This window comes from Streptomyces scopuliridis RB72, from assembly GCF_000718095.1.
Lineage (GTDB): Bacteria > Actinomycetota > Actinomycetes > Streptomycetales > Streptomycetaceae > Streptomyces > Streptomyces scopuliridis.
The window spans coordinates 74,447-87,510 of sequence record NZ_JOEI01000026.1; the positions used below are offsets into that span (position 1 = coordinate 74,447).

13 protein-coding genes and 5 pseudogenes are annotated in these 13,064 nt (G+C 69.3%); 11 read left to right on the forward strand and 7 right to left on the reverse strand.

Annotated features, from left to right (window positions below):
- Positions 1-871 precede the first annotated feature (871 nt).
- The 5 genes and pseudogenes from IF11_RS0128175 to IF11_RS0128195 all read left to right on the forward strand — a co-directional run bounded on the left by IF11_RS0128175 (position 872) and on the right by IF11_RS0128195 (position 3,724).
- Positions 872-1,282: an ester cyclase gene (locus tag IF11_RS0128175; RefSeq protein WP_030354561.1), complete on the forward strand. Its 411-nt coding sequence runs from the start codon at positions 872-874 to the stop codon at positions 1,280-1,282.
- Between the two features lie 283 nt (positions 1,283-1,565).
- A complete protein-coding gene (locus IF11_RS0128180) occupies positions 1,566-1,763 on the forward strand; it encodes a hypothetical protein (protein ID WP_051746309.1) in 198 nt (65 codons plus the stop codon).
- A 104-nt stretch (positions 1,764-1,867) separates the two neighbouring features.
- A complete protein-coding gene (locus IF11_RS0128185) occupies positions 1,868-2,050 on the forward strand; it encodes a hypothetical protein (RefSeq protein ID WP_157848454.1) in 183 nt (60 codons plus the stop codon).
- 480 nt (positions 2,051-2,530) lie between these two features.
- Positions 2,531-2,944, forward strand: a complete 414-nt coding sequence (locus IF11_RS0128190; RefSeq protein WP_030354564.1) for a hypothetical protein — start codon at positions 2,531-2,533, stop codon at positions 2,942-2,944.
- Between the two features lie 296 nt (positions 2,945-3,240).
- Positions 3,241-3,724 (forward strand): annotated as a pseudogene (locus tag IF11_RS0128195) (helix-turn-helix domain-containing protein).
- 74 nt (positions 3,725-3,798) lie between these two features.
- Here the strand turns inward: IF11_RS0128195 and IF11_RS0128200 are convergent.
- Positions 3,799-4,341 carry a DUF1707 SHOCT-like domain-containing protein gene (locus IF11_RS0128200; protein WP_030354566.1) on the reverse strand — a complete coding sequence of 181 codons (543 nt, stop codon included), beginning with the start codon at positions 4,339-4,341 and terminating at the stop codon, positions 3,799-3,801.
- 148 nt (positions 4,342-4,489) lie between these two features.
- Positions 4,490-5,020, reverse strand: coding sequence for a helicase associated domain-containing protein (locus tag IF11_RS0128205; RefSeq protein ID WP_157848455.1), 531 nt, complete (start codon positions 5,018-5,020; stop codon positions 4,490-4,492).
- Between IF11_RS0128205 and IF11_RS37960 the strand changes: the two genes are divergently transcribed.
- Positions 5,003-5,632: a hypothetical protein gene (locus IF11_RS37960; RefSeq protein ID WP_051746311.1), complete on the forward strand. Its 630-nt coding sequence runs from the start codon at positions 5,003-5,005 to the stop codon at positions 5,630-5,632. The genes IF11_RS0128205 and IF11_RS37960 overlap by 18 nt on opposite strands.
- 87 nt (positions 5,633-5,719) lie before the next feature.
- Here the strand turns inward: IF11_RS37960 and IF11_RS0128215 are convergent, their stop codons facing one another.
- The gene (locus IF11_RS0128215; protein WP_030354568.1) at positions 5,720-6,718 is read right to left on the reverse strand and encodes a helix-turn-helix transcriptional regulator; all 999 of its coding nucleotides are present in this window, start codon (positions 6,716-6,718) and stop codon (positions 5,720-5,722) included.
- A 62-nt stretch (positions 6,719-6,780) separates the two neighbouring features.
- Between IF11_RS0128215 and IF11_RS0128220 the strand changes: the two genes are divergently transcribed.
- On the forward strand, positions 6,781-7,368 hold the full coding sequence (locus IF11_RS0128220) for a DinB family protein (protein WP_030354569.1): 588 nt from the start codon (positions 6,781-6,783) through the stop codon (positions 7,366-7,368).
- Complete coding sequence (locus IF11_RS0128225) at positions 7,365-7,826, forward strand: VOC family protein (RefSeq protein ID WP_030354570.1); 462 nt, start codon at positions 7,365-7,367, stop codon at positions 7,824-7,826. The genes IF11_RS0128220 and IF11_RS0128225 overlap by 4 nt, the downstream gene beginning before the upstream one ends.
- A gap of 79 nt (positions 7,827-7,905) precedes the next feature.
- Here the strand turns inward: IF11_RS0128225 and IF11_RS43315 are convergent.
- Positions 7,906-8,184 (reverse strand): annotated as a pseudogene (locus IF11_RS43315) (IS5/IS1182 family transposase); the annotation flags it as partial.
- 15 nt (positions 8,185-8,199) lie between these two features.
- Positions 8,200-8,448: pseudogene (locus IF11_RS43320) on the reverse strand (transposase); the annotation flags it as partial.
- A 365-nt stretch (positions 8,449-8,813) separates the two neighbouring features.
- Between IF11_RS43320 and IF11_RS0128240 the strand changes: the two are divergent.
- The 3 genes and pseudogenes from IF11_RS0128240 (at position 8,814) to IF11_RS0128250 (ending at position 12,026) form a co-directional block, all read left to right on the forward strand.
- Positions 8,814-9,689 carry an aminoglycoside phosphotransferase family protein gene (locus tag IF11_RS0128240; RefSeq protein WP_030354572.1) on the forward strand — a complete coding sequence of 292 codons (876 nt, stop codon included), beginning with the start codon at positions 8,814-8,816 and terminating at the stop codon, positions 9,687-9,689.
- 180 nt (positions 9,690-9,869) lie between these two features.
- Positions 9,870-11,332, forward strand: a pseudogene (locus IF11_RS37085) (NF041680 family putative transposase).
- 118 nt (positions 11,333-11,450) lie between these two features.
- A complete protein-coding gene (locus IF11_RS0128250; RefSeq protein WP_030354573.1) occupies positions 11,451-12,026 on the forward strand; it encodes a hypothetical protein in 576 nt (191 codons plus the stop codon).
- Here IF11_RS0128250 and IF11_RS0128255 read toward each other — a convergent pair.
- Together IF11_RS0128255 and IF11_RS42780 are read right to left on the reverse strand one after the other, a co-directional pair.
- On the reverse strand, positions 11,974-12,768 hold the full coding sequence (locus IF11_RS0128255; protein ID WP_030354574.1) for an IS5 family transposase: 795 nt from the start codon (positions 12,766-12,768) through the stop codon (positions 11,974-11,976). The two genes, IF11_RS0128250 and IF11_RS0128255, sit on opposite strands and share 53 nt — an antisense overlap.
- A 94-nt stretch (positions 12,769-12,862) precedes the next feature.
- Positions 12,863-13,064, reverse strand: a pseudogene (locus tag IF11_RS42780) (PEP/pyruvate-binding domain-containing protein); the annotation flags it as partial.

Sequence of the window (13,064 nt, forward strand, 5' to 3'; positions counted from 1 at the left end):
GCGACAGATCGCGCGCCGTGCGTGGACGGGCACGGCACCTTGGACGGTGCCGTGCCCGTCCTCGGCCTGTTTCCGCCCGCGCGGGGCCACATGTGTTTCCGCACGGGTTCGACCTGAGGGCCGTCAGCCCGGAAGCGTTCTGCCGATGCGCTGGGCGGGTGGAGAAGGCGGGCGGTCGCGAAGGGCCGTGTCAACCCGCGGCGGCCGGTGCCGGTCACCCGCCCCGTCACCCCTGCGGTACGCGGCGTGGCCGAAACCGCCGCCCAACTGCACCGCCTGCACGACGCCGCCTCGGAGCTGCGTGCCGAGCCGGGACCCTGTTTCGCCCGGCCGTCTACGCCGTGGTCGTCACGCCCGGCCGCGTGACGGCGTCGGTTCCCGCCGCTTCCGCGGCTCCCGGCGCTTCCGATTCTCCGGAGGAGGCCGACCGCCCGGACGCGAAGGCGGTTCAGGGAAAAAGTTGGTGCAACACCACGAACACTGGCCCAGTCTGCGACCACGTCCGCCGTAGCAGCCGCCCGATCATCAATCACCCAAGGGCCGGATCACATCGCTGCCGCCCGACCCGGTCCGGTGCCCGCTGATCGCGCCGACGGTCCACTGGACCTGGTCCCTGGTTCCGGGTCCCTGGTCTGGCGTCGCGGCGAAGCCCGAGCCGCGGTCCTGGCTGCCTGACGGCGACCCGTACAAGCAGTGGCGTTCCCCGCGTCAGCGGCTGCCCGGACGTTCACGTCAGAGTGCGCGGCCGACTCCAGGCTTCCGTTCCGGCAGGCAGCCAAAGGCCATGACACCTACCGTGGAAAGGAGGAAGGGGCGACTGCGGCGGCCAGGACCGGCATGCGCGCCCGAGATCACAACGCCGAGGAGCGCCATGTCGCGCGACAGCAACCTCGCCATCCTGGAAAAGCTCGGATCGGCGGTCAACAGCAATCATCTCAGCGAGCTGGACGACTATTTCGCGCCCGACTCGGTGGATCACGACCCAGCCCCCGGACAGGTCCCGGGGCCCGAGGGATATGAAGAGATGTTCGCCACGATGAGGCGGGCCTTCCCGGATTTGCACATCGAGGTCGAGCACGTCGTCGCCACCGACGACGAAGTCGCATTCGCGTACACCATCACAGGTACGCATCGCGGTGAGTTGTGGGGGCACAGTGCGACGGGAAAGACGGTGAGCTACCGAGGCATGCAGATCAGCCGGTTCGCCGACGGGAAACTCGTTGAGCGATGGGGCAGCAGCGACGAGCTCGGCATGCTGCGTCAGCTTGGTCTCACGACGTGATGGCCCCCTCCCCGGCCGCGCCGAAGAGCAAGTGACCCGTCAATGTCCAGGTCCGGCACGCGTCCTCGATCTCGTTGCGGCCGGAGCCCGACAAGGGCTGAGCCCCCAACCTGTATCGGAGGTGGGAAGGCTTCGCTGAGTTGTGCTGACGACCCTGGTCGAGCCGCTTGAAGCCCGTGTCACGGAGGCGACCACCCGCAGCCGCGAGCGCGAGGGTTGAAAGGCCGGGTCGAACGCTGTCGGCCGGCACCGCGTCACCCCCCCCCGAGAATCGGCGCCACCGTTGACAACGCCTGGCGCGCGCCCGCTCCCGGCCCGTCGCACGCTGTTCGGCGCGGGCATCGCCGTCGCGTACATGAACGCCGCGGTCGAGGGCATCGACGCACCGTACGGAGCGCTGGTCGATCTTGCACGCGACATCGACACCGTGCACGCCGACGCCTTTGACGCGGCGGACCGTATCCGTTCCTGTCGCATCTGAGTGAGGACTGTCCTCGGCCCGGTCCAATGCTGGGTCGCGCCGAGGAAGCCGAGGCAGAGACCCGCCGGGCGTTCGCGACTGGGCGGAACCGCCGCTGGTCCCGCGTGAACCCGACCGGCGTGGTCGCCGACGCGGTCGCCGTCACGACGAAGGCGACCGACGCCGCCCGGGAGCTCACCACGCGGTACCCGCTGACGGTACGGCTGGTGCAGCTGCGCGAGCACTGCGCACCGCACGCCCGCCGTGGCCCTCCAGCCAGGCTGGGACCGGCAGCACGGCCCGGATGACCTGCCACTCCGCCTCCGTCATGTCGGATACGTAGCACGGGGTGCGGTCCGGCCGGTCTGCCGTGTTGCCGAACCTGCGCGCGAGGCAGTCACACGACAGAGACGGCGCGTTGGACTCACGGACGTGAAAGACTGCGGCAACAGGGCTTCCTGGTGCTCGTCTTGGTTCGCACCCCCGAACTACCAAGAGGCCCTGCTGTCATGCGCCGGCCCTCGCGCGATCGCCCGATCAGGAATCCTGTTCGACCAGGCCAGCCCCGTGATCGATAAGCGGATGGCGTGTGAGACCAGAAGCGAATCGGACCAGGTCACCTGAGACGCGGACCAGATCACCGGAGACGGGACACGGGCAGGCGGCTGTCCTGTCTCATCGGACTTTGACCGGTCTCACTGAAGTTTGACGACCGTCCTGTTCGTCTCATCGAAGTTCGATCACCGTCAGGGGATGTCTTGTGGACCAGGCCACGTACCCTCGACTCCATGCCACGCCATCCGAAGAAGCCCCGCCGGCTGGTCGTCGACGGGCGGGCGTACCTGTGGACGCTCCGCCACAGCCACCGCGTGCTGGACAGCGGCCTATCCGCGGACTGCCGCGAGACGCTCACGCTGTACCCGCAGCCGGCCGGCGCCGGTGGCCCGCTGCGCATTGTCTTCGAGGAGGGCCCGGGCCGATACGTCCCGGGCGGGTTCCCCATGGGCTCCGGGGATGTGGGGTACGTCCGGGGCGGCTCTCTCAACCTGCACGAACCGGGCGCCGTCCGGGCCCTGCTCGATGCGGCGTCGGCCCGCGGGTGGCAGCCGGGGGAGCGGCGGGCGGCGGAGGTCGACGGCTGGCCCCTGCTGGAGGCGGCGGCCGCCACACGAGCCGGGAACGTTGGCTCCGCGGGCTCGTAGGGGGTAACTCCGACCTCCCCCCGGACCGGCCCACCACGTTGCGATCAAATGTCGGTGAGACTGGTCAAACTCCGTTGAGAGGGGACACCTGCGGGGTGAGCCCGAATAACTGACGTCTTTGTCCCGTCTCTGTCGATTCTGTCGATCTGGTCGCTGTCCCAAGTGATCTGGTCCGATTCGTTCGTCGTGTCAGATGATCTGGTTCGCCGCTAGCGCTCTGACCGCATAGGTTCGCCGGGTGGGCCGTCGCGGCGGTTGGATGTGCGGTGACGGCCGATCCGACCGCTGGAGGCGCGGTGGCCGAGCCTGTCCGTGTGCGCAGACTGACCGACCAGGAGGGGCAGAAGCTGCCAGCAGATCGTGCGCCGCGGCAGCACCAGTTCGGTGCGCTACCGGCGCGCGATGATGCTGCTGGCCTCCGCCGACGGGAACCGGGTGCCGGTGATCGCCCAGCTGGTGCGGGCCGACGAGGACACCGTCCGGGACGTGATCCACAAGTTCAACGAGATCGGCCTGCCGAAACTGTGCTTCACCCCAACCTACGCCTCGTGGGCCAACCCGATCGAAGCTCACTTCGGACCGCTGAGGCAGTTCACCCTCGCCAACTCCCACCACCCCCACCACACCGTGCGGACCAGCGCCCCGCACGCCTACCTGCGCCGGCGCAACGCCAACGCCTGCCACCGCCACGTCCTGGTCGCCGAACGCAAGGAACGCGCCCGCATCCGCAGCGACAAAGGCATCCGGTGGGGCGGACGCCCTTTCCGAAGTGCGGCCTGAACAACCCAACCAACCTCTTGGATCACGGCATGGGCGATCGAGCGGGGGCAGGTGGTCCTGATGCCGGATGGGTCTCAACGCCGCGCGTGGCGGATCTTCAACCGTCCGAACCCCATGGTCCCGGAGATCCGGATCCTCGGCCCGCCGGGGCGGGAGCGCCGCCGGGTCTTGTAGACCGTGTCCTTCCACCCGGTGTGCAGATCGTCGAGGTCGACGATCGCGTCACGAGGAACCGTGATCTTGGCCCTGCCGGTGCCGAGTTGCAACTCAATGTCAACCACTGGATGCTCGATGACCGCCCGGGACAGATCCAGGTACACCCTTCCGAATGCGGACGCAACCTTGAGGATCCGAGGTACCCGCCATGCGCCGCGCCGCTTGATCCGTCCGCTGGCGGCGGCAATCGTGGACGCTGTGCCCGCTTTCTCCTCCGGGAGCGAGGCCAGAACCGGCACAAGCTCGCTGTGCGTCTTGGCGGTGAGCACCTGGTGGAGGCGTTCGTCCATCTCCTCGTGCGAGATGTGCCCTTCGGCGTAAGCCTCCTGCACGCGCTGCACGGCCGTGTCCCGGTCGTCTTCGCTGAACAGTGGCGGCGGGTCTTCCGGCAGAGAAGTCACCGTCTCACCCTAGTGCCGTGCCAGCGATGTGGACGGGCCAAGGTCTGTAGCGGTCAAGTCATGTGATGGGGCGGCCGATCGTTCTTCGAAGCCGGCGTCGAAGGACGACCACACCATGCCCAGCATCTCCAACTGCGTGGTGCGCTCGTCATCGAGACCACCGGCGTTGTAGTGCCGACGGCAGTCGGCGACCCACTACCCCGAGCGGGAAGTCACCGGGCGACCAGTCGTCGGGGGTGCGGAAGCCGTACGGCACGCGCAGGTCCTGGTGCTCGGCGGCGTAGCGCTGGGCGGCCTGGATACCGTGCCGCCAGTGCACGCGCTCGGGATTGAGGACACGCATCTCGATGAACGAGGCGAGCTGGCGCGCGTCGCGCGGGGCGGAGAACCGCAGCAGCTCATTCGCGGGCCGGCTGACCGGAGCGGCCACTTCGCCGTCCTGGTCCAGGTCTTCGCCGAAGTCGCCCGCTTGCTCGCGCGGTTGGGGTACGCGGACGGCGGAGCGGCTGGGCTCGGTGAGCATCTCGATCCAGGCGTCGTGAGCACGCAGCGCGGTCAGTAGCTGGGCCAGCCCGGTGTGGCCCGACGTACGCCCGCTCTCTCTTCGCGGGTCTGACCCAGACCGCCGCTGTCCCCTCTGGACCCGGACGAACTTGTTCACATGCCGGCGCTGCGCCATCAAGGCCACGTCTTCTTCGGCGACATTGCGCTGCGCTGCCACAACCACAAGTCGCGCTGGGCGTATGACGAACGGGACATCCGCCGGGCCGGCCGCGTGTTCGCGCAGCTGCGCCTGGACCTGGATGACATGGCGGAAGTGCAACTGCCCGCGTACCACGACGCCGGGGAACGTGATCCGGAGGGCTGGGGCCGTCCCGACTGTCGGCGCCAGCTGGTGTCTTGGATGTTCGGCGAGGCACACCGCAAGGCCCTGGTGGAGCGCCCATATGAGGAGCGCCGCTTCGAGGAGCGGGACGCCTGGAAGGAGAACGGGGAGAACAGGCTGCCCGGCGGGCTGACATGGGACGAGTTCGTCGCGGCCGGCAGCAGGTACCGCCACTCGCAGAACATCGCCGGCACCCGGCCGCTCCCGTTGCTGACGCGGATGACTACCTGTGCCGACTGTGCGGGGAGAACCAGGCGTCGGTGCGGGACCACTGTCACGCCCACGGCTATTCTCAGGGGGAGTTGGCCCGTCGCGGTGTCGTCGAACTCGGATATGTGCAGCTCAACGCTGGTGTTGTCGATCCTAAGAGCGCAACAGATGTTGCGCTATCACCGGTCAGAGTGATTGGGCGAGGCAGTGAGCGGAGGTTCGCCGCCCGGAGGATGCATAGAGGCAGCGGAGGCGCTCAGTTGGCGGTGGCGTGGTCGCGGCTCATGACTCCTCCATGTCCGCCACCGGTGAGATCGTTGCACCGGCCGACAGCAGTCTCTGCGCCAGCGCGCGGCAGCGCCTTCCGAGCTCCGGAGGGTCGAGTATCTCGAAGTCGTGCCCCAGCAGGAGTACGTGCATGAGCACGGCGTCGAGGCTGGCGGCGCCGCTGAGCACCTCGCAGAGCTCGCTCCCGCGCCGTCGTACGACGGCCGCCGACGCCGGAATCTGCGCGCGCACCGTGTCGGCCGGCGCGTGCACGAGGAAGCGCGCCTGGTGCGGGTAGACCCGGCTCGCCACGCCCTCCTGCACGTACGTTGCCGCGTCGGGCGCCGCGCGCGGGCGAAAGCGCCAGGTCCGTGCGGACGCGCCGGTCATCCGGTCGACGCGGAAGCTGCGCCAGTCGTCGCGATCGAGGTCGTAGGCGAGGAGGTACCAGCGCCGGTCGGAGGCGACCAGGCGGTAGGGCTCGACCCGCCGCCGTCGCACCTCGCTCCCGGACGGGTAGTCGAAGCCGGCCTCTACCTCGTCGCGGCAGGCTCTGGCCAGTGTCATGAGCACCTCGGGGTCGACCGGCGTGCGGCCTCCGTCAAAGGACTCCACCGAGCCTGAGAGCGCGCGCACCTCGTGCCGCAGCCGGGTGGGCAGTACCTGGTCGAGCTTGGTCAGTGCCCGGAGCGCGGCGTCGCCGGCGCCGGCGACCGCGCCACCCGCGCCGGCGAGCAGCGAGACCGCGGTGGCGATCGCCTCCTGGTCGTCGAGAAGCAGCGGCGGCAGGTCCTGCCCCGGACCGAGTTGGTAGCCGCCGCCGACACCCTGGCTGGCATGCACCGGATAGCCGAGCGTGCGCAGCCGCTCGACATCACGCCGTACCGTGCGCGGCGTGACCCCGAGCCGGTCGGCGAGCTCGGGGCCGGTCCAGACCTGGCGCTGCTGCAGCAGCCCGAGCAGGGTGAGCACCCGCTCCGTCGTACCCCGCTCGTCACCGCTTGCCACATCCATGTCGCCCACCCTGCCAGAGATAGCGGACCGATCCTGTCCGCTAGCGGTGTCAGGGTGACTCCATGGACGCAAACGAACCCGACTTGAACCGGACGCTGCGCGAGCAGTGGGAGTTCCACTGGAACCACCAGGTCCGAGCCCGGCTGGAGGGCCTGACCGACGACGAGTACTTCTGGGCGCCGGTGCCGGACGCCTGGAGCGTGCGGCCGCGCGGCAGCTCGACGGCGCCCGTGCAGTTCGGTGCCGGGGACTTCACGCTGGACTACACCTCCCCCCAGCCGGTCCCCGCGGCCTTCACCACGATCGCCTGGCGACTCGGTCACGTCATCGTCGGCGTGCTCGCCGCGCGCAACGCGGCGCACTTCGGCGCGCCGGTGGCGTCGTACGAGACCTGGGAGTACGCCGGCAGCGCGGCCACGGCGCTCGACCAGCTCAAGGCCCAGCTCGACGTCTGGCTGGCCGGGGTGCGCGGCCTCGGCGACGCCGGGCTCCGGGTCCCGGTCGGAGCGAAGGAGCCCTTCCCCGAGATGCCCATGGCCGATCTGGTGCTGCACATCCACCGCGAGCTGATCCACCACCTGTCCGAGGTCTGCCTGCTGCGCGACCTCTACCTGCACACGAAACCCGCTACGAACGGAGCAACCCGATGAGCCGCCACATCCAGGTCACCATCGACGCCCACGACCCGCGGGCACTGTCGTCCTTCTGGCGCGACGTACTGGGCTACGTTCACCCGGGTCCGCCCGGAGTCGACCTGCCCGAGGACGCCGACCCGCTGGCCGCTTGGGACGACTTCCTCGCGCGAGTCGGCGTACCGGAGGAACAGCGCAACACGAGATCGGCCATCGAAGACCCGGACGGGCACGGCCCACGGCTGTTCTTCCAGCAGGTACCGGAGGACAAGGTCGCCAAGAACCGCGTCCACCTCGACGTCCGCGCGGCTCCCGGACTGCAGGGAGAGGAGAGGATGGCGGCGCTGGAGGTTGAGTGCGACCGGCTCGTCGCGCTGGGAGCGACGCGGGCACGTCGCTACGAGCCCGCTCCGCCGATGGGCGCCGGCTTCATCGTGATGACCGACCCGGAGGGCAACGAGTTCTGCCTGGACTGACGCAGCTCAGCTGTAGTCGCTCCCACCCATAGACGGCGTTGGGGACCAGCGGTACAGCCGTTGGTGCTAAGACCGTGTCCTATGTGGTGAGTTTGCGGCGGTGTTTGTAGCAGCAGAGTGTGGCGGCGAGGCCGAGGAAGGCCGGGTAGTTGCGGGGTTGGCGTTCGTAGCGGTGGTTGAGTCTGCGGTAGCCGGTCAGCCACGGCATGGTCCGTTCGATGCCCCATCCGCGGCGGCCTGATCGCTCGCTGGATTCGATGCCTTTGCGGGCGATGTGGACGCCGATGCGTTTGCCGCGGGGCCATCGTCGCAGGTCGGGCTGGTCGTGTGCTTTGTCGGCGTGGAGTTTGCGAGGCTTGTAGTTCCAGCCGTGCCACACACCAGCCCTCGACCAGATCACGAACCGCCCGTGAGCCGTCGACTTCGATATCCCGAAGCACGGCGGCAGAGCCCGCCAGGCACACCCGCTCACCAGCACATAGATGATCGCGGCGAACAGCGTCTCATCAGGCGTGTCCTGCGTACCGCCACCCTGCGGCCGGACTCTCGACGCAGGAATCAACGGCTCAGCGATCTCCCACAAGCCGTCCGGAACAATCCAACTCCACGTACCCCGCCCCATACACAGCCCGACGAGCCATCTCCACATAGGACACGGTCCAAGGCTTTCGCCGAGCTCAAGGCCGCGGGGATGAACGGCATATATCTCACTGCCCAGGCTCTCCACCAGACGGCGTTGCTCGTCTCCGTGCTGCTGATCATCGTGGTGTGACATAAGCGGCGGGGCAGGGGGACGACGCCTTGAGCTTGTTGTTTAACGTCCGCCGATCTGTCTCAGCGAAGGCTGAGCGATTCTCACCAAAGGTTAGGGGGACTGCTCTGGTCCGATTCGCTCGTCGGCTCGCGTTCACAGCGAGCGGTGGAAAAGCGGTGGACAAAGATCGCGCGAGCGGCACACTGACCCGTGTGAAACGACTGCTGGTGGATGTGGAGAGCGTCACTACGCGATTGGTACGTCGATTCGGTCCCCAGGTTGCCGAATGGTGCGCTGACACGCCGGATCTCATCGCGCGGCTGACGTCCCAGTGGGGACTTTCGCTCGGTGAGTCCCTCCCGGACGGTGCTTCGTCGGTCGCGTTGCGGTGCCGTTGGCCCGACGGCACGCCCGCGGTGTTGAAGATCAGTCCGGAGCGGGCCCTTATGGCCGAACAGGTCGAAATGCTGGGGTGGTTCTCCGCCTCGGGCCGGGTGCCCTCTGTGCTGGCCGTCGACGAGGAGGCAGGCGCAATGGTGCTGGAGGAGATCGTGCCCGGAACGCCGGCGGAGGACATGCCCGCCGCTCCGCTTCCGGGACAGTGGTCGGAGCTGCTCGCCGCCTTGCACGGGGCCGCTCCGCCTCCGCTGCCGACGCGCGTGCTGCGTGGGCGGTGCGAGGAGGCCTTCGCCCGGGTCGGCAGGCGGCTGTCCGAGCCTACGATCAGTGCACAGATGGATGTCACCGCGTGGGACAGGGCCATCCAGCGGTGCGAGCGGCTGCTGGACACGGAAGCGACAACCGTGTTGCTCCACGGTGACCTGCACCTGGGCAACGTCCTCGACGGCGGCGCGGAGCGCGGCCTCATGGCCATCGACCCGAAAGCCTGCGTCGGTGATCCGTGCTTCGACGCTGTGGACTACGTCGTAGCCGGCGCCGGGCTGGAGGGCGTCGAGACCCGCTGCGCGCGCGTGGCAACGGCGTGCGGACTCGATGGCGACCGGCTCCTCGCCTGGAGCCAGGTGATCGCACCGTTCGCGGCCATCGCCCACCTCGGTAGCGGTGGTGAGAAGCCGGTGATCGATGAACTGCTCGCGTTGACCCAGTGAGCACACCCGGTATTCCCGATCGCCTCGTGCCCCCGCGCTCCGCTGGGGGCGGCGGACGGTCGAGCGCGATGGCCAGTCGGGTGTCCGTCGGCCGGTGGTGGCTGGTGTGACAGTGGTGGTGCGGCCTTGGTGTGATCATGTGCGTTGTCGAGACGCTGTTGATCATGCCAGGCCGCGAGGGTGAGTCTGCTGCACGACGCTGTCCGCGTCGAGTCCCTGACCGTGTTGTCCCGGTTCCGGACTGACTTCTACGACTGCCTGACCGCCCGCCCCGACGCCCTGTTCGAGCTGACGGACGCGGTGCTGTGCACGGATGGGCCGGTGCGGTCGCTGGTCGAGCTGGCTCTCGCTCCGGAACACCGCCGTGGCCACGGATCTCTCTACGGCGGGTTGAACCAAGGCCGGATCGACGTGGGCCGACTGCGCCGGGCGCTGGCCGGGCTGCGGCTGCCGAAGGCGGCAGACGGCCGGCTGGTCCTGGCGGTGGACGTCTCGCCGTGGCTGCGGCCGGACGCCGCCACGGTCCAGGACCGCTCGTTCTGCCACACCTACGGCCGTGGCGAGGCCAAGCATCAGATGATGCCCGGCTGGCCGTAGTCGATCGTGGCCGCGTTGGAGACCGGCCGCACCTCCTGGACCGCGGTCCTGGACGCGGTCCGCCTCCAGCCCGGAGCCGACCTGGCCGCGCTCACCACCGTGCAGATCCGCGAGGTGGTCGAGCGTCTGATCGAGGCCGGGCAGTGGACGGAGGGCGACCCGCAGATCCTGGTCGTGCTGGACTACGGATACGAAGCCCCGCGCATCGCTCACCTCTTGGCTGGCCTGCCGGTGCAGATCCTCGGTCGGCTCCGCTCCGACCGCGTGATGCGCCGGCCGACACCGCCACGGGTCTACGATGCCAAGGGCGGCCGACCGCCCAAGCACGGCGGCGAGTTCGTCTTCGGCGACCCCGTCACCTGGGGAATCGAGCAGGCCATCACGGTCACCGGCATCCGCCTCTACGGGAAGGCGACCGCGCAGGCGTGGGACCGGCTGCACCCCAGGCTGACCCGGCGGGCCGCCTGGCTCGACCACGACGGACCGTTACCCCTCATCGAGGGCACCGTGATCCGTCTGGCCGTCGAGCACCTGCCCTCCGACGGGGTCAACAAGCCGGTCTGGCTGTGGTGGTCGGGCACCGGCGCCACCACGGCGGACGTCGACCGATGCTGGCAGTCCTTCCTCCGCCGCTCGACCTCGAACACACCTTCCGCGTGCTGAAGCAGACCCTCGGCTGGACCAGACCACGGCTTCGCACGTCGGCCGCGGCGGACCGCTGGACCTGGCTGGTGATCGCCGCCCACACCCAGCTCCGGCTCGCCCGCCCGCTGGCCACCGATCTCCGTCGGCCGTGGGAAAAGCCGGTCCAGCCGGGCAAGCTCACCCCCGCACGGGTCCGACGCGGGTTCAGGAACCTCCGCACGACAGCGGGTTCTCCAGCCGGTGCACCGAAACCCACCCGCCCCGGCCCCGGACGCCCGCCCGGCTCGAAGAACCGTCGCCCCGCCACCCGCCACGACGTGGGCAGAATCCTCGCCACCGGCCAGGCATACGCCCGTCCCGCTCACCACAAGGTCGGCACCAAACCCCGGCGAATCAGTTAAAGAACAAGTTGAGCACCTGTTTTCGAAGCCCTGGCAGGTCTGAGAAGCCGTATCTCAACCGAACGTGATCCCTTGATTTCTGCTGGTCAGGCATTATTTCGCTCGGGTTGAGGGAGGCATGGCGACGTCTTGTGTCCGCTTCATGACCGAGGGGTGCGCGGTGGCGTCGGTGCTGGGAATGCTGGAGGAGCGGGAGGCGGCTGCCCGCGTGCGGGTGGAGGGCTTGCGGGAGGAAGTCGCCCGGTTGGCTGAGGTGTTGGAGGCCGCGGAGATCGAGCTGGATCGGCGGGTGATCGCGCGGGAGGAACTGGTCGAGGCCCTGGCAGTCTCTGCGGCGGAGTCCACTGCCGTGACCACGAACGAGGCGGCGGAGGAAGCGGCGCCGTCGCTCGCGCCGGTGCCGGGCTCGACGGTGCCGCCCTGGCGGGAAGGGCTGCCGGTGACGGTTCTGGCGCCGGACTATCAGCGGATTCTGGGCGTGCTGGAACAGCAGCGATCCACGGGTCACGGGCCGCTTCGGGCCAAGGAGATCGCGGTGGAGCTGGGTCTTGGGGCGACGCCGGCGAAGGTCGAGGGGTTGCGGTCGAAAGCCCGGCGCCTGGCGGAGCGCGGGTGGCTCCTCCTGGAGGCGTCGGGGGCATTCAGTGCCGGCCGGCGGCCTGTGGCCGCGCCAGACGCCGGCTCATCCGCGTGATCATCGACCACCGGATCATCGCCTCGCTGGTGGCGGGCAGGGGCTCGTAGTCCCGGGCCAGACGGCGGGAGTTCATCAGCCACGCGAACGTGCGCTCTGCCACCCACCGTCTCGGCAGCACCACGAACCCCTCCACGTCGTCGGTGCGCTTGACGATCTCCAAGGCCAGGGCGAGTTTGTCCCGGCACCAGCCGACGAGGCCGCCGGTGTAGCCGCCGTCGGCCCAGACGAGGGTGATGTCGCGGTGCATGCGGCGCAGCCGGGTCAGCAGAACCGCCGCGGCGTACCGGTCGCCGATGTTCGCGGCGGTGACCGGGACGACCAGGAGCAGACCGAGGGTGTCGGTCACGATGTGCCGTTTGCGGCCCGGCACCTTCTTCCCGCCGTCGTAGCCGCGTGAGGCGGCCGGCACTGTCGCGGCAGCCCGCACCGACTGCGCGTCGATGATCCCCGCCGTGGGCTCGGCCTCACGGCCCTCACGTTCACGGACCTTCCCGCGCAGCCGGTCGTGGAACTCGTCGATCAGCCCATGCTCGCGCCATCGACGGAAGAAGGCGTAAACCCGGCCCCAGCCGGGGAAGTCCGCGGGCAGCGCCCGCCACGAGATCCCGCCCGCGACCAGATAACGGATCGCGTCCAGCAGCTGCCGGTGACAGTAGCCCTCGGGCCGTCCGCCCCGCCCCTGAAGCCAGGCCGGCACCGGCAACAACGGCCGAACCTCCGCCCACTCCGCGTCCGTCATGTCCGACGGATACCGGCGCACCCGGTCGGGACGGTCGGCCGCGTTGCCGTACACGTGCCCGAGGCAATCGCACAACACGGCGGGCGAGTTGAAGTAAACCGGCTCGGGCGCGTACGACAACGACAACGGGCCTCCGGGAACCGCTCGGAATGGGATCGCACCCCCGAGCTACCAGGAGGCCCTGACTTCGCTGCACGACCACGGCCATGTGGACCGTACGGTGGTCGATGCCGTTCCGCCGGCGGTAGGTCACGGCCCGCTCGGTGAACAGCGAGGCCCAGCACCGGCTGACGTGC